The following is a 22,458-nucleotide window of genomic DNA, read 5'->3' on the forward strand; positions in this document are numbered from 1 at the left end:
TTTTAATTTTCTGTAGTAGTTGCTTTTTTAGTTCCTACTTTTACCACAGTATTCATCGGTGCATAATAATCTGATGAAATAAACTCTCTTGACACTTCAACACCATTTGAATATGTAACTAAATATGCTTTTGATCTATATCCAGCCATACCATTTACAGTTGTAACTCTACTTCCCTCTGCAAGTGTATTATCATTAACATATTCTGTAGTATAATCTAGCTTTTCTATAACTTCATTTACTAACTCATAAGTGTTGTTTCCAAAACTTTCTTTATTTCCATAGATATTAAATACTATAGTATTAGAAGTCATATATCCTTCAATATATATAGGGAAATCATATGTATTAACAAATCTGTAGTCTATCTCTCCTTCATAAACAGTTGCATCTAAGCTTGGCTCTGCATAACTTACCATCATTGAATGGTTATATCTTAATGAAGATTTTAAATTAGCTCTCATGGCAGCTCTATATAGTATAGTAGAAATATTACATACTCCACCACCATATTCTTGTACTACTTCACCAGCTACATAAGCTCCAGCTTGTTGATAACCATTTTCTGGTGTAGTTTTTCCTATTGCTTTATTATAACTAAACTCTTCACCTGGCATTAAAAGCGTTCCATTAACTGAATTTGTAGCTATCTTCATATTGTTAACTCTGCCAGTTGCGTTATTCACATAACTACCTGAAAAACTTGATACTACACCATTAATTTTTTGTAATTCTGCTGATGTAACCCTTGGTACATTTTCCTCAAGTTCAATAACAATAGCTTTTCCTGCAAAATTATCTGGAGAAATACTTTCTTTTATTTTATTAACTAATGCATCCACATCTATCTTCTTTCCAACAGTTTCATTAGAAATTGATATAGCACCTGCACTGATATTTATAGTAGCATCCTTTGGTTCAATCTTTACTGAATTATTTATTTCATTGGCAAATTCAATAATTTTACTTTCATCATAAACTAATACTGTTTTCATTTGATGATTTACTCCATTTTTAATCATTGAATTTTTTTCAAATAACCCTTCACCTTTTCCATAAGCTAATGCTTCCTTAACAATACCATCAACATCTATTGATGAATCTATGTCATTATAGCTTAATTGAAAATTCTGCTCTCCTACCATAACATCTATTACTTTATTATTAATTTGCGTCATTAATTGTGATTCTAAAGTTGTCTTAGCTTCTTCAGCAGTCTGTCCTGATAAATCCACACCATATATACTTACTCCTGAATAAATCCTATTATCCCAAGAAGCAACTTTAGTTTTTATACTAAATATATACCCAATAGTTGCAGCTAAAATTATTACTAATACGGAAGCAGTACAAATTATAATTTTCCTTTTATCAGTTATAAACTCACTGAATTTACTTTGATCTTTAGATTCTATATTATTCTCTTGCAAACAATATACCTCCCCCATCTTTCAATAATACGAAATACTATAAAAAATGTATTTTTATAGTACTTTTACTATTATAGTATATTATTTTGTCTAAAACAACAATGAAAACTTTCCATGTGTTATGTGAATTCAATGAAAATGTAAAATATACTTGATTTTATTATTATATAAATATACTTGATTTTATTGTTATATTCAAAACAGCATAAAAACCACCTGAAACAGATGGCTTTTATTACATAATTATACTTTAACAGTTGCTCTTTTTACAGAAACTTCACCATCTTGATCAAATGCTTCTATAGATATAGAAATATTTCCCTTTACTGTGAATGGTAACTCATTTATTCCAATTGAAAAACTAGTATCATTTGCATCTACTGTTCCTATCCAATAACCATTGGCAAATATATTGTAACCAAGCAAATCAAAGTCTGAATTTTGAATCCAGCTTATATTTATTACATTACCTTGTCTGCTGGCTTGTAAGCCTTTAACCACATCTGGTGGTGTTAATAAGTCTATGTTGTTAGGCCCCCAGTTTGCATCTACTTTATTGCTTACACCTGCAACTGTTGCACTTTCACTATATTGCCATATTCTCCACCTTGTCCATCCTCCTACATCTGGCGGTACTTTAGGATTTCCAGATATAGCAGTATATAAAGCTATCCAAAGAGGCATATTTTTTAGAGGATATCCTCTGCCTTCAATATAAAAATTATTATATAACTGTACAAAAAATACTCCTGTATAAAGCATAAGTCTTCTTCTAGTGGACTTTTCAAATCTCTTCCTAAATCTATCAATCCAATTAATTAAAGCTGTAGTAGAAATAGATTTATCTGTAGGTGTTTCTACATCTACTACTGGAAATAAATCTCCATAATCACCATCACCAAATCCTTGTTGCAATACATTAATAAAACCATCGCATTGAGCATCTGCTGTATTCAAATCATAGCTAGGCACTGCAAAATGATATGCTCCTACAGGAATACCATAATTTCTTGCCTTAGAAGCAAAATCAATAAACTTTCTATCAGTTCTAAATCTCCCTGAAGCTGATCCTGATGATCTTAGATATAAAAAATCTACCGTCCTTGCCAAAACTGCAAAATCTACTCCCTGAGTATACTCATTTATATCTATACCAAAAAGACTTTTATCAGTTCTATTTTGCATAGCTCCTCCGTACATAAAATTTCCTTACTTTATAGCTTATTAATATTTTTCAAAATAGTTTCCTATTTGGTAATAAAAATCTTTTATTAGTGAATTTAAAACGCACCTCAATCTTCTGCTATTAAAAAAGAAGCAGTTACACTATTTAATGTAATTGCTTCCTTAACATCTTAACTCACCAATCTTCTTAACATTCTAAACTGCTCTATTTACCTTTAAAGATGTTTCTATTATTAAATCTAAGAACTCTGAAAAGCTATATCCTTCTCCCTTTGCACTTTTAGGGAAAAGACTTGCAGCAGTCATTCCTGGAAGTGTATTAACTTCTAATATATAAGGAGTTCCTTCTTTATTAACTATCATATCTATCCTTGAATAAACTTCACACTTAAGTGCTTTATAAGTTTTTAATGCCATTTCTTTAACTTCTTTATATAAATCTTCTTCAAGTTCCACAAGCACTTCATCAGCTCCATTTTCTGAGTATTTTTGTGTATAATCAAAAAAATCACTTTTTGGCTTTATTGCTATAACCGGAAATAGTTTATTATCAAATACTGGACAAGTAATTTCATTTCCATCAATAAACTCTTCTATCATAACTTCTGTATCCCACTTTAATCCCTCTTCTACAGCTTCTTGTACCTTTTCTTTATCATATATCTTAAAAGTAGCAACACTTGAACCACCATTAGTTGGCTTTATAAATACTGGATAACCAATATTTTCTATTGCCTCATAATCTATTTCCTCTACTGATTTTACATTAAGCCATCTTGCAGTTCTTATACCATTGGCCTCTAAAACTGTCTTTGTCAAATCTTTATCCATACATAAAGCAGAAGTTAATGGTCCACATCCTGAATATGGTATATCTAAAGTCTGTAATACTGATTGAACTGTTCCATCTTCACCAAACTTACCATGTAATGCTAATAAAGCAAAATCTAAATCCTTTACTTTATTTATTATATCTACCTTTTCATCAATAACAACTGGTATTACCTCATATTTATTTTTATCTATATTTTCAATAATTGATTTTCCACTTTTTAAAGAAATTTCTCTTTCTGAGGATATCCCTCCCATGATTACTCCAACTTTCATCAAAACTACCTCCATATTATAAAGTTAAACAATGCATATATTTCATTAACGCACTTAACTAATTATATCATTATCTATATCTAATTAGAAGTTTACATAAATATAAAACTCTACTACATAAAAATATAGAGTTTTATATTTATTTTAATTTCTTTTTATTTTCTTTATAATATATACATCTAGATGTAAATGGACATTCATCACATTTAGGATTTCTAGCTGTGCAACATCTTCTACCATGAAAAATAAGCAAATGATGTGTAAGACTCCACTCCTTTTTAGGAAGCTCTTTTTGTAGTTGTTTTTCCACTTCTAAAACATCATCTGAATCTGCTAGTGCAAGCCTATTGGATACTCTAAAAACATGTGTATCCACTGCAATAGATGGCACATTAAAAGCATTAGATAGCACCACATTAGCAGTCTTTCTGCCAGCACCAGCCAATGTCACCAGTTCTTCCATAGTATCTGGTACTTCTCCATTATATTTATCTTTAAGTTGGTTACACATAATCATTAAATTCTTTGCCTTATTTCTATATAAACCAATTTGTTTTATATGATCTTCTAGTTCATTAATAGACATGGTAAGAAATGTATCAACATCTGGATATTTTTTAAATAATGTCTCTGTTACTTCATTTACTTTTTTATCAGTAGTTTGTGCTGATAATATTGTTGCCACCAATAGCTGAAAAGGTGTTTCATAATTCAATTCACATTTTGCATCTGGATACATTTCCTTAAGCTTTTCTAATATAAATTTTGTCCTTTGTTTCATCATTAATCACTCCAATTATTTCTTCTTTAAAATTTCAATATAATTATTTATATACGGAGATGGCCCCTTAAACTCTTCAATATCATAATTTTCATTGTGCATTTTAATTATAGCATTTCTTCTTATAACATTCTTTCCTCGCCAACCACAAGAAGTTTTAGCTATCTTTTCTTTAAATATTTTATTATCCATATTAGCAAACATATATGTATCTTCATTCATATACTCTAATGTATTAAACTCTTCTAATACATTAATTTTTACACCTTCGTTATATGGACATTTAAGTTGACAAAAATCACAGCCAAATACATTGCCTTTCAAAAGCTTAATCTCCTTATCATTTATATCTTTTTTCTGAGTAATGTATGAAAGACATATATTAGGATTAATTCTATTTTTATTTATTGATTTTGTAGGACATTCTTTTATACATATATCACATTTACTACATTCATCAAATTGCCTTATATCTTGAAAGTTTCTAACTTCATTGCATTCTATTTTTGCATTAGTTATTATTTCTCCTAAAAATACATATGAACCATATTTTTCAGTGATTATCATATTATTTCTACCAATAAAACCTACACCAGCTAAATATGCTATATATCTTTCAGGTAAATAATTACTATCAACAAAAGATATTGCTTCCCATCCTAAAGAATTTATGTAAATACATATTTTCTCTAAATACTCTTTTACTACTCTATGATAATCTCCTCTTTTAGTATATATAGAAAATCCATTATTATTTTCATTGACATCTTCATGATAATAAGGGAAAGCTATAGATATTATAGTTTTCCCATCTTCCATATAAACCTTAGGATTTATTCTCTTTTCAATTTCTTTTTCTTCAAATTCATTTTCTAAATTATTTTCTTTTCTATACTTATAGAATTCTACCAATTCTTCAAATCGCCTACATGGTATAAACCCCAGCGTATCTAAACCTAAAGAATTACAGTATCCTATGATTTTATCCTTTATCATGCTAAATCACCATAAATTATATATTTTTCTTTTTATTCCCTTACGCTGGCTTATATCTATAATTGCATGACTTTCACTAGCCTTTACAATATTTCTAGCTGGAATGCCTACTGCTGTAGCACCTGCCGGAACATCTTTTAAAACCACTGAATTAGAGCCTACCTTACTATTATCTCCTATATTGATAGGTCCTAATACTTTAGCTCCTGCACCTATTACAACTTTATTTCCCACCGTTGGATGCCTCTTGCCTTTATCTTTACCAGTACCCCCTAAAGTAACTCCATGATATAAAGTTACATCATCACCAATCTCTGTGGTTTCCCCAATAACAACACCCATTCCATGATCTATAAAAAGACCTTTTCCAATAGTTGCACCAGGATGTATTTCAATCCCTGTAAAGAACCTTGACAATTGAGATACTATTCTAGCTAGTAAAAATAGTTTTTTATTATACAAAAAATGTGCAATTCTATAAGCAATTAATGCATGAACCGAAGGATATACTAAAAAAACTTCTATCTTACTTCTAGCAGCAGGATCATTTTCCATAATCCTGTTTAAATCATACTTTAAATTATCAAACATTTCTTCTCATTCTCCTTTTTAGAAGTATATGCTGCTTATTTTTTACTTATCCGTATATTCCCATTGATATATATTTTTCTCCTCCATCTGGAGCAATGGCTAATACCTTCTTGCCTTCACCTTCTCTCTTAGCTATTTCCATAGCTGCATATACTGCTGCCCCTGATGATATACCAATTAGAACACTTTCTTTTTCTGCAAACTCTACAGCAGTTCTTATGGCGTCATTATCATCAACAGTCATCACTTCATCGATATATTTCCCTTCATAAATCCCCGGTATAAATCCCGCTCCAATACCCTGTATTTTATGAGCTCCTGGATTCCCTCCTGATATAACCGGTGAACTTTTTGGCTCTACAGCCACTACTTTTATATGCGGATTTAGCTCTTTTAATCTCTTTGCTATACCTGATACAGTTCCGCCTGTTCCTACACCTGCTACAAATACATCTAAATCCTTTATATCTTCATATATTTCATTTGCTGTTGTTTCATAATGCTTTAATGAATTAGCAAAATTCTCAAATTGCTGTGGCATAAAGTATCCGTACTTTTCTACCATTTCTTCTGCTTTTTCAATGGCACCCTTCATTCCCCTTATGCCTTCAGTAAGAACTAACTCAGCACCATAAGCACTTATTAAGTCTCTTCTTTCCTTGCTCATTGTATCTGGCATAACTATTATCACCTTATACCCTTTCAACTTACCAATCATAGCTAATGCTATACCAGTATTACCACTTGTAGGTTCCACTATTACTGATCCTTCTTTTAAAAGCCCATCTCTTTCTGCAGCTTCAATCATACCAAGTGCTGCTCTATCTTTAACACTACCGCCTGGATTATACTTTTCTAATTTCACAAACACTTCCGCTGCATTTTCTACATTGAAATTATTTAACTTTAGCACTGGTGTCTTTCCTACTAGTTCCAAAACATTGTTATAAATCATACTATTTCCTCCTTTAAATATAAAAAACTTCGTCTCTAAACTTAGAGACGAAGTAATAATCGCGGTTCCACTCTAATTGAATTTTAAATCAATAAATTCCAACTCAAATACAGGTACAAATAATACCCTTTCGCTATAACGGACGATTACCGTAGAATCTTACTTATATTTCAGATTTAAACTCCAAAGTGCACTTCATATAAACTATAGGTGAAGAGATTCCAGCCCCCTCTTCTCTCTTAAACCATCATCTATACTACTTTTCTTTTTCATCGTTTTAATTCCGACTATTTAACTATCCTTTATATATTATTATATGACTTTGCTTTTAAATGTCAATGAAATCTATTTATTTTTTCTCTTCCAAATAGGATATAATATCTCATCAATTAAATCATGAGTATTCACAACACCTATAAGCACTTCATGTTCATCTACCACCGGAATAGACATTAAATCATATTTTGCACATTTTTCTATTGCCTCATCTATATCTAAGTCATATCTTAAAGCGTTAGTCTTTTCATTCATAATTTCCTTAACCTTTGTTTCAGGTTTAGTTAAAATTAAATCCTTTAATGAAACAACTCCTATGACTTCTTCTTTTTCATCTTTGATGAATATACTATTAAATTCATCATCTTCATATTCTGTTTCTCTTAATATTTCTATTATTTCACCTATAGTTATATCTAAATTAAAAGATATAAAATCTTTACTCATAATACTTCCTACAGTTTCATCTTCATATTGTAAAAGTTCTTTAACTTCCTTGGCATCTTCAGTTTCTAAGTTAACTAATATCTTTTCTCTTTCATCATCATCTAAATCATCTAAGATATCAGCTATTTCATCATTAGGCATATTTTCAAGAACTTCTGCAGCCTTTTCTTCACTAAGATCTTTAATTATGCTCCCTTTATACTCTGGTTCAATTTCTTCTAAAGTATCTGCTGCAAGGTCTTCATCCAATGATTCAAATACAAGCTTTCTTGAACTATCATCAAGCTCTTCTAAAATATCTGCTAAATCTGCTGGATGCAGCGTTGATAATTTCTTATAAGGAACAGCTATCTTTAAATTATTGTTTATCATTTCCAATGATTCAACATCATCCCACATAATAACTCTATCTTCATAATCTTTATTGATAACTTTATAAATAAATTTTCCTACGCCTTGGCATCCCATTCTTCTAAATTTAGCTAATGGTCCTGTTTCAACAGCTATTACCCTATATTCTCCTGCAATTTCAGCAAGCCTTAAATCATCAACTCTTACCACTTGCTTTCCATTTATATCTACTATTTTCTTATCTAATAGATTTTCAGATAATAGATATGAGTACGTTCTAGGTAAAATTTCTTTACTTCCTCTAGTAAGTATCTTTACCTTATTATCAGAAGCATAAAAATTAATGTTTCTAAATTCATAGTGAAAAGTATACCCATCCTTCTTAACTTTATAGCCTATTACTCTTGGATATCCTTCATCTGTAGTTACATAGATATCCTTTAACTCACCTAAAACATCATCAAATTCATCATATATTTTTTTACCTAAAATATTTGTAAATAAAAATACTGACATTTTCTTCATAAAGCTTCCTCCTATATTATCAGAGGAGCTTATTTAATAAATAGCATTCCCTCTAATAATCCCTATTCAATTTTCTAAAATTATTCCTCTGAGGGACACCCTCCATTTAAATTCACCACCATTATTTAAAAACTCATTTTTATACACATCAAAAAAGCCCATAAAAGGGCATTTTTCATATACTTATATTATATTACACTAGTTTTAAAAGGCAACTATTTTTTCCTTTTTACTTATGAAAAATTCTTCCTAATGGTTAAACTAATTAAAAGTATCTATAGATTGTAATACTACTATTAATAAACTAATTTCACCAATAAAAGGATAAGGAAATATCTTTATTCCCCCTAAGAACAATATATACTCTATAACAAATACTACAGTTGAAAAAGTCAAAAGCTTCATACCTAAAGTATTACTGTATGGCTTATCTATATTTATTAAGGATATCACTGTAACCATGGCCATAACAATTAAATATATAAGGCTTGGAATCATCGTATCTTTAAAAATAACTACGTAGCCAAATTCAGCATCAATATAGCTCTTTAATCTATAAAAGGATATCAAGAAACAATATATTCCTATCATTGATATCATCAAGATAAAATTATAATCAAACCTCATTCTTTCATTTCTTAAAAATATATATAATGCCCCCATTGATAATAACGGAATTGTAATTATATCCATCATTGACATGGGCTTTAAAAAATACATTATTTCCTGCTTTTCAATTAAAGATAACAATAGTAACGTAATGTTTCTCAGTAATAAAATAGTTAAAGTAATAATATAGTATTTCCTAATCTTAACTGGACATCTTTTTCTTGCTTTCATAATTAAATAAAATATTATAGTAATTATAAATAACAAAAGACATAAATAATAAAAAGCCTTCACATTTATTTCCTTCCATAATTACTGTTATTTATAACTATTATTTTTTTTTATATTTTATTCTACATATAATTACTTAACACCTAAAATTTTCAGTCCACCTTTTATACATTTAATTTCTAATGGGAAATCTGGTCCTTTTTCTCCATCAATATCAGTAACTATATCTTCATGACATTCAACCTTTAAATAATCTGTCTTAAAATATAACACCTTATTTGAATCTAAGTGTTCACCTTTAAGAACCTTAATAAATAAAGGTAAAAGCTCATATATCTGCACAGCCTTAAACATTATTATATCCAATAAACCATCACAAGCATCTGCTCTCATAGCCAGATTAAAATTCCCTGCCGTAGCCCCATTGAATACTAATAATAAATACATTTCGCCTTCAAACTCTACTTCTTTTGATGAAATATTTACATGAAGCTTTCTAAAATTAGGTAACTCTTCTAACCCTTTTAGATAATATGCTAATTTACCTATAGTATTTTTTAAATTTACATCTGTCTTTTGAGAAACATCAGTAAATAATCCTGTACTAGCAACATTTACAAAATACTTATCATTAATACTTCCTAAATCTACTGATTTGACTTCTGAAGATAATATCTGTTTACATGCTTCTTCTACATCAGAAGACATCCCTAAAAACTTAGAAAAATCATTGGCTGTTCCAACCGGTAATATACCTATTGGTAATGATATACCACTCTTGGCCATAGCATTAACAACTGAATCAACAGTCCCATCTCCACCAGCTATTAATATGTATTTATAATTTCCATCTTTTATATCACTTAAGCCCACTCCTACATCTTCTCCAGCTGTGATTCTATATGGAACTACCGTATATCCAGCCTCTTGATGAAGACTTATAACTTTATCTAATTTTGATAATATAAGATTTTCACCTGAATATGGATTATAAATAAACTTTACTTTCATAACACTATCTCTCCTACTACCATTATTTTTAAATTATATCACGATTTCTATACTTATAAAATAAATAACTTGTAAATATATTGCTTTTTGCAATCTATATTTTATAATACATATATTTTCAGTATTAAATTGTGAATACTTTTGTGCTATAATTATATTTTGACATAGAAATTATTTAGGAGTGATTAAAATGAGAAAAAGCTGTGTTCCTAATATATTTACCTTTATTAATCTATCTTTTGGAATATTATCAATTATAGAAACCCATAATGGGAATTACAGACTCGCTAGTATCTTTATTATTGCAGCTGCTTTAGTTGATAGATATGATGGAAGAATCGCTCGTTTTCTGCAAGTAAGCAGTGATTTAGGAAAAGAATTGGATTCTCTAGCAGATCTAGTATCCTTTGGTGTAGCACCATCAATTCTTGTATTTTTATTATTTGACTTAAACTCATATGGCCCATTTGGAATCATAGGAATTATTATTTTATTACTTTTCCCAATATGTGGTGCATACAGATTGGCTAGATATAATGCTGTTTCCTTTGATGGAGTATTTACAGGCGTTCCAATTACTGTTGTAGGATGCTTTATAGCTATTTTGGCATTATTATCATTTAAATATACTATTGCACCAACATTACTAGTAATATTGATGCTTATTGGTTCATATTTAATGGTCAGTAATTTAAAATTAAAGAAATTTTAGTTTTATAACATAATTAAAATAAAAAAGAATTCAAATTGCTGAATTCTTTTTTATTTTTTAGTTTAATATACTCTTTAATTAATTATCATCGTCATCAAAATTAACAAAATTATCCTCCCTATTTTTAACCTGTCCTATATTAGAAGAATTATCATATAACAATTCATCATCTATTTCAGTTAAAATATCCTTTTGAGTGCTTTTATTCATGATATAATTTCCTAAAACTGAACAATATTGAAAATAAGATTCACCACACTTATCAAGAAGAGTTATTAAATGATCTATAGTTTCTCCTAATTTATCTGCTCTTTTTACAGCATCTTTAACATAACTGGATTTAGCCTCAGGAATATTGTTTAGTTCTGCTGCTCCAGCAATTAGTAGCCTATATGAGTCTGTTACCTTCTTTAATAATTCAGATATATTGTATACTTCTCCATAATAACTCTTCATCATTTCCTTATATTTCATTTAACTCTCTCCCTATTATTTATAAAATTATTCATTAAATAAAATATTCGTTGCTTTTATTTTCGATACAAATACATTTTTCTAGTTACTTTTTCTTTATAAATAAACAGGCTGCATCAAAATCGTTGACACAGCCTGTTTATTAATTTACTATAACCTTTCGTTCATTATCACAAGTTAATTCTATTTGCCTACCTTCCTTTGTTTTTGTTTTTAAAACTATCTTATGACCCCATAAATCAAATAGATATTTTATGGTTTCTTTTGCATATAATAGTTCTAGTTCTCGTCCATCATATACATGCTCTAAAGTAAGAGTACCATCATTTCTGTTAAAATCAACTATTCTGATATACGGTATTCCCCCTACTCCACAAGTATCTGATATAGTATCTCTTATACTCTTCCATCCATCTTCATCAGATACCTCTTCTACCACAAATTCAAAATTTTTCTTAGCATATTGGAATAAGTTTAATTCCTCACATAAATCTTGTGTTAAATATTTTCTTAAAAAAGAATTATCTCTTTCTAAATATCTCACTTCAAACATCTTTTCTCGTCCATATCGCTTTTCAATGTCTTGGAACACTCTAAAACCTATATAGTAAGGATTTAAGCCTCCTAAAATAGGTGCTATAACATCATTGTGCCGCTTAATAAACTCAAAGTGTAAACCTGACTCTAATTTAAGCTCATTTAATATAGTATAATGCCAATAGCTTGCCCAGCCTTCATTCATTATCTTAGTTTCTATTTGTGGCAAGAAATATTCGCTTTCTCTCTTAACTATCTTTAATATATTCTTTTCCCAGTCTTCTAGGGAAGAATATTTAATTATAAAGCCCATGACATCATCACAAGGCTCTAAAGGTATCTTATTCAAGTTAGGAAGAATAATTTCCTCTTTTTCATCAAAGGCTCCCTTATTATCCACTTTGCTATTATACTCATCAATTAAGGCTTTTTTGATTTGTTCCTGAGTGAGCTCCTTTACACCTACAACTCTTGGTATTTGAAATCTCAAAGCATGAGCTGCATCAAGAATCTTTTCAACCTTATCATATCCTATATTAGGATCATTAATATAATCTCTGATTATATCTGCATCAAGCTTAAACATTTCAATGGTATAATAAGCTTTAGTCCCTTCTCTAAATAGTCTATTATTCTTAAAAAAATCATTGTGACCATACACATGAGCCATGGTCAATATTTGTAATAACAAGGTATTTTCCCTCATTAAATAACCTAAACATGGATCTGAGTTTATAACCATTTCATAAGGTAGACCTGTTAAATTAAATGAATATAAAGTCTTATTCTTTTCATATGCCTTACCATAACTCCAGTGAGGATATCTAGAAGGCATACCAACATAAGCTTCATACCCTATCATTTCATTAAATCCTATTATCTCAAATTCTTGAGGATAATAATCAAGTCCAAGCTCCGTAGCCTTTTGTTCTATAATCTTATTCCATTTTTCTAATTCTCTCACTGTATATTCCATGGCTACTCCTCCCTAAGCTCTTTACTTAACATCAATTTCAATGCATCCCATAAATTTTTCTTTTCTTTTACCACCACAGAAATGAAATTTTTATTGGTTACTTCTTTACTAAACCTATAGTACATTGTAGTTGAATAGGTTGAAGGAAGCAATTCAGCATAGCCTACCATATTGCTCACTTCACAAAGTTCTTTAAGTGCTGTTATTGCCCTTTCATTATCTTCTGACCAATTGTCACCATCACTAGCATATACAGGATATATATTCCACATTTCTGGAGGATATTTTTCCTTAATCAAGTCTAAAGCTACATTAAGTCCGCTGGATATATATGTTCCACCTGATTCAGCTTTATGGAAAAATTCATATTCATTTACCAGCTTGGCTATTGTTGTATGAGATACAAATTCAAAAGCTATATTATTATATTTTCTCTTTATAAACCTAGATAATACAAAGAAAAATGATCTTGCTAGATATTTCTTAGTACTATCCATAGAGCCTGATACATCCATGATAAATATCATCACAGCATTGCTTTCTTTCTTTGGTTTCATTTTTACTCTATAATATCTAAGGTCATCTTCTCTAAAAGGAAATCTATCTATATCCTGCTCTAAGCCTGCTTCTGCTAAAGCTCTCTTTTTACCTTGCTTTCTAGCTGTTTTAGCTATAACAGTCTTCTTTTTAGCAAGTCTTGGATTAATACCATGTCTTGCATATCCTCTTTTTCTGCTGGCGCTTTCAGAAAGAATCTGTGAATATTTCTTTCTATCTAAATTTGGAAGCTCCAAGTCTTCCACTATATAGTCCATTAATTCTTCCAAAGTGATTTCAGTTTCATAAACATCATCACCTTCACTGTTTCCAGCACCTTTCTTACCTTTTTTTCCAATACTTTCTGCCGAACCTATCTTGTCTCCTCTTTTTTCTTCTCCTGTACCAGTAGCAACACCTTTATTGTTGTTTCCAAATACAAATTGATATTCCTTTATCCCTCTAATAGGAATCTTAAATTTTTTATTTTTCGTTTCCCCTACAATACTTTCTTCAGAAAGGATATCACCTAAATTTTCTTTGATAGATTTTTCAACTAATTGTCTATGACGTCTTCTATCTTCAATGCTTCTATCGTGTTCTACTGGATTTTCACTATTATCTCGAAAGATAGCCATCTTTATCAATCCTTCCACAAATTGTTTGCTGCATATTTTAATATGACGTCACAACAGTGTAGACAATATCCATTGTTCTTCATTTCTTCAACCATAGCATCATACTTTTCATTTTGCTCCTTATCTCTTACTCTTGTCTTAGTTATTATTCTAGACAAATCTTTTACTGATGCCATAAGCTTCTTTTCAATGGCTTCTTTTAATGGTTCATATGAAGTATAATCTATTTTCATGCCATTTCTTACTAAGTAGAACATATAAGATGTAACATCTGCTCTAAATCCCTTGCTAGATGCTTCAGATACACCTATTTGTTCTTCTATATTTCTCATGAAGTCTTCATCTGGATTTAATTCTTCTCCTGTTGAACTATCCTTTATCTTAGTCTTATTTACAAATGCTTCTGCATTATCTATATAATTATTAAATAGGCTTTCAGCTTGTTCTCTAAATGAATGTATAAAGGCCTTTGTTATTTCCTTTTCCAATACCTTATTATATTCTTTTCTAATAGTGTCTTGAATAAATCCTAAATATCTCTTTTTATCTTCTGCTGAAGCATCCATCTCTTTAATAGATTTAATAATGCTCTCCATTATGCTTAATGGATTTATACAATCATATTCTGAAATAGATAAGGCATTATCTATTGCTTTTACAATAAATCTAGTACTGATACCTTTCATACCTTCATAACTTCCAGCTTCTTCTCTTAATTCCTGTATATCTATCCTCTTAGTAGTTCCTTTTTCCACAATATCCTCACCATTATAAAGTTTTAACTTTGTCATAGGATCTACTTTAGCTGAAGGAGATAATCTTGAAAGTATAGCAAACATTGCTGCTATTTCTATGGTATGTGGAGCTATATGAGCTTTAAAATTACTTCTCTTCAATATCTTTTCATATATCTTCACTTCTTCATCAAGCTCTAAGCAATATGGAACTTCAATCTTTACAATTCTATCTAATATAGCTTCATTAGTATGATCTGATTTAAACTTTTCCCATTCTGCTTCATTTGAGTGAGCTACAATAAGTCCATCAAAATAAATCATTGAACCTTTTCCTGGTGATGGAATTGATTTTTCTTGAGTAGCTGTTATTATAGTGTGTAAGTATTCAACATCATTTTTAAACACTTCAATAAATTCTACCAACCCTCTGTTACCTACATTAAATGCACCATTTAATGAGAATATCCTTGGATCGTCTTCAGGATACATATCCATCTTAGATATATCAATTGATCCTGTTAAAATAGATGTATCTTGATTATTAGGATCAACTGGAGGCACTACACCTATTCCTTTTCTTGATCTTATAGAAAAATTCTTTCTTTCAACAGGAACATTTTCATATTCCCCATTAAATTCATGAATAAGCCTATATTTACATACTGGGCATAAATCTCCTTCAATTTGTGTGCCTAACATTTCATTAAATTTTCCTCTTAGATGATTAGGAACAAGATGTAAAGGTTCTTCATGCATTGGACAGCCTTTTATAGAATAAATAGGATCACAGCTTACTAAAGCTAATTTTAATGCTTCAACCAAAGATGATTTACCAGCACCAACAGGTCCTACTAAATATAATACTTGCCTTGCCTCTTCACCTTTCATTGATGCAGAATGAAGATAATTTACCAATTTCATTAATACTTTATCAATACCAAAGAAATCATCTTTAAAAAATCCATATCTCTTTATAGTTTCATTTCCATAGATTTTTCTTATTTTAGGATTCTCATCCCCCTTTAGTACCTCAACACCTTCACTCATAATCCTTTCATATAATCTCTTATGAGAAAGCTGTGCAATATCTGGATTAGCCTTCACAAGTTCTAAGTAATCTATAAATGTACCTTCAAATTTTTCTTTATTTCTACTTTCTCTATCTGTTACAATAAATTCTTTGAAGTTCATAAGCACTCCCCCCTTTACTTTAATATATTAATTACCAAACGTAATATATTACTCTTTTTATCTTTTTAGATTAAATAAAATATAAACGTAGCCAAACCATGGGCTTATTTATGGATAAATGCTTACTTTGATTTAACCTGCACCAATTATTATTTATCAATAAAATCAAACAGCGTTTAATTAAAAAATAAATAAGATAGTAGTAACAATTAGCTTCTACTATCTTATTTATTTTTTAAAGCTCTAGTTTTGGTGTTTTTATAAGGCTTACATCCATTGGACCTATGGTTTCCACTTCCTTCCCATCAATAAGGAATTTTACACCATCCACATTAAAACATTCATTTAAACATAATGTATTTACAATTGAATATATTTTTACTTTAACAGCTGCAGAAGAGCCTGTTTGACTATCATCAAAATCCTTGCTTAAATCTACATATGCTATTTTATTCTCTATTTTTATTGAATTAACTTCTGTTTCTTTTGGTATACAACATTTTTCAGTATCTTTTAATGCTGTAATAACATTTTTTAATTCTGAAATATCTACATTTTTCTCTTCAACTACCCATTTTGAAATATTATCATCTGGTACATAAAGTTCTATTAATTTCTCACTTTTATAGCTTTCCTCTACATTGTTAGAATTAACTGCTTTACTTTCTAAGCAACCTACAAGATTAATGCATAGTAATAATATACCTATTAAAAATTTTTTAAACATACTACCTCCTTAATATTATTTTCTATAATTACCACTATTTCCTTTTATGCCATTATTTATTCATTTAATATCAAATTTTAAAAATAACCTAGTAGTATATATTATGCTATTTTCTTTAACAAATGATAAGGAGTAATATTATGACCAATAATGATTTTAGTGTCAAAATATATAATATCGTTACTAGTAGCACCTCCTATAGTATTTTCAATCCTATTTCAACAGTATTAAAAACATTTAATATAAAATTTTTGTAATATTATAATATTGGCTCACAACCTATATTAGTTGCGAGCCATACATGGATTTCTACTTATAATTATTTATTATATCTAATAGTTCCTCTCCAAATTTTTCATATTTCTTTTCTCCCATTCCTCTTATACCAAGAAGCTCTTCCTTATTCTTAGGTAATATATTACTTATTTGAATTAAAGTAGCATCTGAAAATATTATATATGGTTTAATTCCTTCTTTAAGAGCTTTATCCTTTCTCCAATTCCTTAACACATTAAATAAATCTTTATTTAACATTACTTCTTCTTCGCTTTCATTTAGCTTAAATAAAACCTTCATTTCAGATTTTAATATTTTCAATGACTTCTTATTTAGCTTAAGCATAGAATATGTACCTTCTTTTAAATCCACATAACCAAAATCTATCAATGTCTTTATTATATCCTTAATAAATCTGCTACTGTACTCTTTCATTATTCCATAAGTGGTCAATTGATTTAATTTATCATTAACTATCTTAGGTCCTGTCATCCCTCTTAAAACATCTACCAACACAGCAATTCCATATTTTTCTCTGCTTCTATATACACAAGATAATATTTTTTGTGCTTCTATGGTATAATCACGAATTTCTTCATCTTTTAAACAATTGCTACAGCTATTGCAATAATTCCTTGCATTTTTTTCACCAAAATAGTTTAAGATAAAATACCTTAAGCACCCTTTGCTTTCACATAAATTTATCATTTCTTGTAACTTTCTTATCTCTATTTCTTTCCTATTTAAAGACGATGTCGTATATATAAGATATTCTAAAGTACGCACATCACTTCTATTATATAAAAGATAGCAATTGGCATTTTCTCCATCACGTCCGGCTCTTCCTATTTCCTGATAATAACTTTCTATATTCTTTGGCATGGTAAAATGTATAACATACCTTACATTTGATTTATCAATTCCCATACCAAATGCATTAGTAGCTATCATTAAATTGATATTTTCCTTAAGAAATTCTTCTTGATAATATTCTTTTTCTTCATCTTTAAGACCGCCATGATATTTTCCTACTATATAGCCTAAATCTTTTAGGTAATTATAGAGCCCTTCTACTTCTTTTCTTGTTACACAATATATTATTCCTGAGCTATCTTCTTCTCTAATTATATCTTTAACAAATTCTAGCTTATCTTCTTCTATATATAAGTGTATATTTAAATTTTCCCTATCAAAACCACCAATATAAATATAAGGATTGCTAAGCCCTAATAATTCAAGCACATCTTTTCTCACCACCTCTGTAGCTGTAGCAGTAAATGCTGTTATTACTGGTCTTTTATCAAATTCATTAATAAACTGTGCTATTTCTCTATAACTTTTTCTAAAATCATGTCCCCACATTGATACACAATGAGCTTCATCTATAGCTATTTGACTTATATTAAGATTTTTTAATTTTCTTTTAAAAAAATCATTTTCTAATCTTTCAGGTGCTATGTATAATAATTTAACTTTTCCTTCATAACATTTTTTTATTATGTCATTTATATCATTTAAGCTTTGAGTACTATTAATATACTCTGCTACAATACCATTTTCATTTAAACTGTCCACCTGATCCTTCATCAATGATATAAGTGGTGATACTACTATTGTTATTCCTTTAAATATCATTGCAGGTATCTGATAACAAATTGATTTTCCTCCCCCAGTAGGTAATATACAAAAACTATCTCTACCTTTTAATATATTGCTTATTATTTCATACTGTCCTTCTTTAAATGAAGTATATCCATAGTATTTATTTAAAACTTCAAAAATAATATTCATACTTTTAATCACCACCCTTTTACTTATTTACTTTATTTATTAATTTTATCATATTAAATTATAATATAAACTTATACTATAAATAATTTTTATAACTATTTTGTAAAAAAGTGTTGACCATATAAGCTTTTTATATTATACTGACATTGTTCTTGCTGAAGTGGCGGAACAGGCAGACGCACAGGACTTAAAATCCTGCGGTAGCGATACCGTACCGGTTCGATTCCGGTCTTCAGCACCAAAAAGAAGTTCAATTTTGAACTTCTTTTTTTGTTTTATTTAAAAATTTACTATTTAGCCTTTATAACTTTATAAAAGTCCTCATCTAAACAATTACCAACTGCCACCAATACATCGCCTTCCTTTATTATAGAAGATCCTTTAGGAATTATTATTTCACCTTCTCTTTTTATCATAGCTATAAGTATTTCTTCTGGAATATTAGCATCAATTATACTTTTATTTATAAGATTACAGCCCACATCAACTTTTAATTCCATAACCTTTGTATTTTTCTCTTCAACATAATCATTAAATGTCTTTAATACAGGTTTGTTATTATCTAAAAGTTCTAAACGCCTTGCTATTATAGGTATCAAAGTTCCTTGAACTCCAACAGACATCAAAGCAATAAAAAATATAATATGATATATATCATTATTTATATTAACCTCATAATTTAAAGCAAATATGGAAAAAACTATAGATGCTGCACCTCTAAGACCTACCCATGATATAAATAGCTTTTCCCTAGTATTAAACTCAAACCTTCTAAGCACTAAAAAAACTGATATTGGCCTTGCTATAAAAATTATAACAAGAGAAATCACCACTGACTTTCCTATTACTTTAGGTAGTTCTATGGGACTTGATAAAAGTCCTAAAATAAAAAATAATATTATTTGCATAATCCAAGATACACCATCTAAAAAGTGTACCAAAGTCTTCTTATGAGGTATCTTACTATTACCAATAATTATTCCACTGATGTAAACACTTAAATATCCATTCCCTCCCATCCATTCACTCAATGAATATGAAATTATAGCTATAGCTATGATAAAAATAATGTAAAAGCTTTCTATTTCAAAATTTGCATGCCTAATTAAATATATAGAAGCTATTGCTATCACAGCTCCTACAATAATTCCAAAAACTATCTGACTTACTATCATTGGTATAAGCTGCATTACTGTACCGTTCCCCATTATAGTAAGAATAATCAAAGTTAACATATAAGCTACTGGATCATTACTACCACTTTCTACTTCCAAAAGCGATGCTAAAGAACCTTCCAAATTTAATTTTTGTGATCTAAGTATAGTAAAAACTGATGCTGCATCGGTGGAACTCACCACTGCACCTATAAGTAAAGATTCTAATAAAGATATTTTAAATATTAAATATACAAACAATCCTGTAATAAAAAAAGTTATGATAGTTCCTAAAGTAGACATTAAAATAGAAGGTACTGCCTTTGGTCTAGCCATACTCCAATTAGTTCCAAAACCACCATAAAACATTATAAAAACTAAAGCTATTGATGCAATTTCTCCAGTTAGTTGAAAGTCACTAAAGTCAATTCCTATTATTCCAAATATCATGCCTAAAAATATAAAAATCAAAAGAAGAGGCACTCCAAACTTGTATAAAACCTTACTAGAAGTAATACATATAAGAAGTATCAAACCACAACATAACATTAGTTGTACCATATGTTCCTCCATTGTTATTGCTATTTATTCATTATATTATCTATTGACTCTTTAATTGCAAAAATTAAATTATTTTTGATAAAGATGAGATTTTCAATACTCTTAAGTACCATAACCTTATTTAAATTTAAAAAAGAAACTCCCTATAATTACTTATTGGAAGCTTCTTTTATTAATTCTAAATATATTTTTCTATTTCATTAACAGTCTTTTCTAGAGACATAAAAATTTCTTTAACTTCTTCTAACTTTTCTGAATTTTTATTAGATATTGAAGCAGTATACTCTGAATTATCCATAGTTTCTTTTGATAATATAGAAATATTTGAAATACTATCACATACTTTTTCACTATTATTTAATACCAATCTCATCATATTGGTTACTACATTTATTTCACCTTTAACAGTATTCATATTATCTTGAATTTTGTTAAATGCATCATTTGTGTCATAAACCAACTCTTGTTGTTTTATACTTTCTTTTAATAAATTTTCAACTTGCATAACTGATACCTGAGTTTCATTCTTTAATTCTGCTAAGATACGCTCTATATTTTCTGCATTAGTCTTACTTTCTTCTGCTAATTTCTTAATTTCTGTTGCTACAACTGAAAACCCTTTTCCTACTTCTCCTACTCTAGCAGCTTCTATTGATGCATTTAAAGATAAAAGATTGGTTTGCTCTGCTATACTAGATATAATTTCTGTTATATTTGCTATATTAGAAAATTTATTTTCTAAATTTTTCATAGATTCATTTACTAAATTGTTTTTCTCATTAACAAATTTACTTGTTTCTAGTAATGTTTTAACCTTTTGTATTCCTGTATTAATAGCATTATCTGCATCCGTTGAATAATCTTCTACATTTTCACTTGCTTTAGTTGCATCTTCAATTTTATTTTTAATATCTTCTATTAAAGAACTTTCCTCTTCTATTTCCAATACAGTTTTTGATGAACTTGATTTTATTTCTAAAAATGATTTATTTAATTCTACATTGCTATTATTAAAATCATTCATAATTTCATTTAGTGATATAAAATTTTCTGATAATATTTCAACTATTTTTTTCATATCATCTATTAATTGTTGTTGTTGTAAATTTTTATTACTTATTTCCTCTAATGTTTTTGCTGTAATTTCCTCAGAAGTTTTTAAACTGCTTGTTACAAATAAACTTACAGGTATAAACCCAATAACACTTGCAATTACTATAATAGACTCACTGGTATTTCCTTGCGAAATTAACATATATACATATATTGCTATTGTAATAGAACACCATGTACACATAAATCTTATTAATTTTACATTTTTACATAAAATTATAGAGATTATATAAACAAATGCAATTACATATGTTACTACAGTTTTGGTTGTTAATAATGTTATTGAGTATATAATACAATATATAATTGAATATATCCACGGAATAGTTTTACTCAATTTATTTCTCTTATATTCTATAATAGCTACTAAATTTGTTATTATTATACTCCCAGTAATTAATAATAAAAATTCTTTACTTCTATCTCCAACTGCATACTGGCTTAATGAACCACCAATATATAAAGCACCTAAAAATAAAAATATCCCTATAATAATTCTATTAATTTTTTTATTCATAGAATTATTTCCTCCTTTATAC

19 protein-coding genes, 1 tRNA gene and 1 other annotated feature are annotated in these 22,458 nt (G+C 28.8%); of the genes, 2 read left to right on the top strand and 18 right to left on the bottom strand.

The genetic code is table 11. From position 1 onward, the window contains the following. Positions 1 to 2: 2 nt before the first annotated feature. From H8R92_RS06655 to H8R92_RS06700, 10 genes are all read right to left on the bottom strand, one after another. The gene (locus H8R92_RS06655) at positions 3 to 1,430 is read right to left on the bottom strand and encodes a VanW family protein (protein WP_022211032.1); all 1,428 of its coding nucleotides are present in this window, start codon (positions 1,428 to 1,430) and stop codon (positions 3 to 5) included. A gap of 243 nt (positions 1,431 to 1,673) precedes the next feature. Then, a complete protein-coding gene (locus H8R92_RS06660; RefSeq protein ID WP_186835043.1) occupies positions 1,674 to 2,615 on the bottom strand; it encodes a glycoside hydrolase family 25 protein in 942 nt (313 codons plus the stop codon). Positions 2,616 to 2,810: 195 nt separating this feature from the next. Next, positions 2,811 to 3,722, bottom strand: coding sequence for a D-alanine--D-alanine ligase (locus tag H8R92_RS06665; RefSeq protein ID WP_022211030.1), 912 nt, complete (start codon positions 3,720 to 3,722; stop codon positions 2,811 to 2,813). 139 nt (positions 3,723 to 3,861) lie between these two features. Continuing rightward, complete coding sequence (nth, locus tag H8R92_RS06670; RefSeq protein WP_186835044.1) at positions 3,862 to 4,503, bottom strand: endonuclease III; 642 nt, start codon at positions 4,501 to 4,503, stop codon at positions 3,862 to 3,864. 15 nt (positions 4,504 to 4,518) lie between these two features. Continuing rightward, the gene (queG, locus tag H8R92_RS06675; protein ID WP_186835045.1) at positions 4,519 to 5,499 is read right to left on the bottom strand and encodes a tRNA epoxyqueuosine(34) reductase QueG; all 981 of its coding nucleotides are present in this window, start codon (positions 5,497 to 5,499) and stop codon (positions 4,519 to 4,521) included. 6 nt (positions 5,500 to 5,505) lie between these two features. Beyond that, a complete protein-coding gene (epsC, locus tag H8R92_RS06680; RefSeq protein WP_186835046.1) occupies positions 5,506 to 6,090 on the bottom strand; it encodes a serine O-acetyltransferase EpsC in 585 nt (194 codons plus the stop codon). Between the two features lie 46 nt (positions 6,091 to 6,136). Continuing rightward, positions 6,137 to 7,045 (bottom strand): cysteine synthase A, encoded by a 909-nt coding sequence (gene cysK / locus H8R92_RS06685; protein ID WP_022211026.1) that lies wholly within the window; start codon positions 7,043 to 7,045, stop codon positions 6,137 to 6,139. A 40-nt stretch (positions 7,046 to 7,085) separates the two neighbouring features. Then, positions 7,086 to 7,327 (bottom strand) — a binding site (T-box leader). A gap of 63 nt (positions 7,328 to 7,390) precedes the next feature. Further along, on the bottom strand, positions 7,391 to 8,644 hold the full coding sequence (locus tag H8R92_RS06690) for a magnesium transporter MgtE N-terminal domain-containing protein (protein ID WP_186835047.1): 1,254 nt from the start codon (positions 8,642 to 8,644) through the stop codon (positions 7,391 to 7,393). 261 nt (positions 8,645 to 8,905) lie between these two features. Then, positions 8,906 to 9,340 (bottom strand): hypothetical protein, encoded by a 435-nt coding sequence (locus tag H8R92_RS06695; protein WP_186835048.1) that lies wholly within the window; start codon positions 9,338 to 9,340, stop codon positions 8,906 to 8,908. Between the two features lie 276 nt (positions 9,341 to 9,616). Continuing rightward, entirely contained in the window at positions 9,617 to 10,495 is an 879-nt protein-coding gene (locus H8R92_RS06700; protein ID WP_186835049.1) for a YegS/Rv2252/BmrU family lipid kinase, read from the bottom strand. A gap of 190 nt (positions 10,496 to 10,685) precedes the next feature. On the opposite strand from H8R92_RS06700, the gene pssA reads away from it, so the two are divergent. Beyond that, the gene (gene pssA / locus H8R92_RS06705) at positions 10,686 to 11,207 is read left to right on the top strand and encodes a CDP-diacylglycerol--serine O-phosphatidyltransferase (protein WP_022211022.1); all 522 of its coding nucleotides are present in this window, start codon (positions 10,686 to 10,688) and stop codon (positions 11,205 to 11,207) included. 78 nt (positions 11,208 to 11,285) lie between these two features. On the opposite strand, the gene H8R92_RS06710 is transcribed toward pssA, so the two are convergent. The 6 genes from H8R92_RS06710 to recQ form a co-directional block, all read right to left on the bottom strand. Then, positions 11,286 to 11,681: a hypothetical protein gene (locus H8R92_RS06710; RefSeq protein WP_022211021.1), complete on the bottom strand. Its 396-nt coding sequence runs from the start codon at positions 11,679 to 11,681 to the stop codon at positions 11,286 to 11,288. 142 nt (positions 11,682 to 11,823) lie between these two features. Then, on the bottom strand, positions 11,824 to 13,194 hold the full coding sequence (locus tag H8R92_RS06715; protein ID WP_022211020.1) for a SpoVR family protein: 1,371 nt from the start codon (positions 13,192 to 13,194) through the stop codon (positions 11,824 to 11,826). Positions 13,195 to 13,196: 2 nt separating this feature from the next. Beyond that, the gene (gene yhbH / locus H8R92_RS06720) at positions 13,197 to 14,369 is read right to left on the bottom strand and encodes a sporulation protein YhbH (RefSeq protein ID WP_022211019.1); all 1,173 of its coding nucleotides are present in this window, start codon (positions 14,367 to 14,369) and stop codon (positions 13,197 to 13,199) included. A gap of 5 nt (positions 14,370 to 14,374) precedes the next feature. After that, a complete protein-coding gene (locus H8R92_RS06725) occupies positions 14,375 to 16,297 on the bottom strand; it encodes a PrkA family serine protein kinase (protein ID WP_022211018.1) in 1,923 nt (640 codons plus the stop codon). A 235-nt stretch (positions 16,298 to 16,532) separates the two neighbouring features. Further along, positions 16,533 to 17,024 carry a GerMN domain-containing protein gene (locus H8R92_RS06730; RefSeq protein WP_022211017.1) on the bottom strand — a complete coding sequence of 164 codons (492 nt, stop codon included), beginning with the start codon at positions 17,022 to 17,024 and terminating at the stop codon, positions 16,533 to 16,535. A 309-nt stretch (positions 17,025 to 17,333) separates the two neighbouring features. Beyond that, positions 17,334 to 19,100 carry a DNA helicase RecQ gene (recQ, locus tag H8R92_RS06735; protein WP_370545588.1) on the bottom strand — a complete coding sequence of 589 codons (1,767 nt, stop codon included), beginning with the start codon at positions 19,098 to 19,100 and terminating at the stop codon, positions 17,334 to 17,336. A gap of 145 nt (positions 19,101 to 19,245) precedes the next feature. Between recQ and H8R92_RS06740 the strand changes: the two genes are divergently transcribed. Next, positions 19,246 to 19,332, top strand: a tRNA-Leu gene (locus H8R92_RS06740). Between the two features lie 49 nt (positions 19,333 to 19,381). Here H8R92_RS06740 and H8R92_RS06745 read toward each other — a convergent pair. Then, positions 19,382 to 20,806 (bottom strand): potassium/proton antiporter, encoded by a 1,425-nt coding sequence (locus H8R92_RS06745; RefSeq protein ID WP_022211015.1) that lies wholly within the window; start codon positions 20,804 to 20,806, stop codon positions 19,382 to 19,384. A 178-nt stretch (positions 20,807 to 20,984) separates the two neighbouring features. After that, positions 20,985 to 22,436: a methyl-accepting chemotaxis protein gene (locus H8R92_RS06750; RefSeq protein ID WP_186835050.1), complete on the bottom strand. Its 1,452-nt coding sequence runs from the start codon at positions 22,434 to 22,436 to the stop codon at positions 20,985 to 20,987. Positions 22,437 to 22,458 lie beyond the last annotated feature (22 nt).

This window comes from Clostridium lentum (genome assembly GCF_014287815.1).
In the GTDB taxonomy this organism is placed as follows: Bacteria; Bacillota; Clostridia; order Clostridiales; family Clostridiaceae; genus Clostridium; species Clostridium lentum.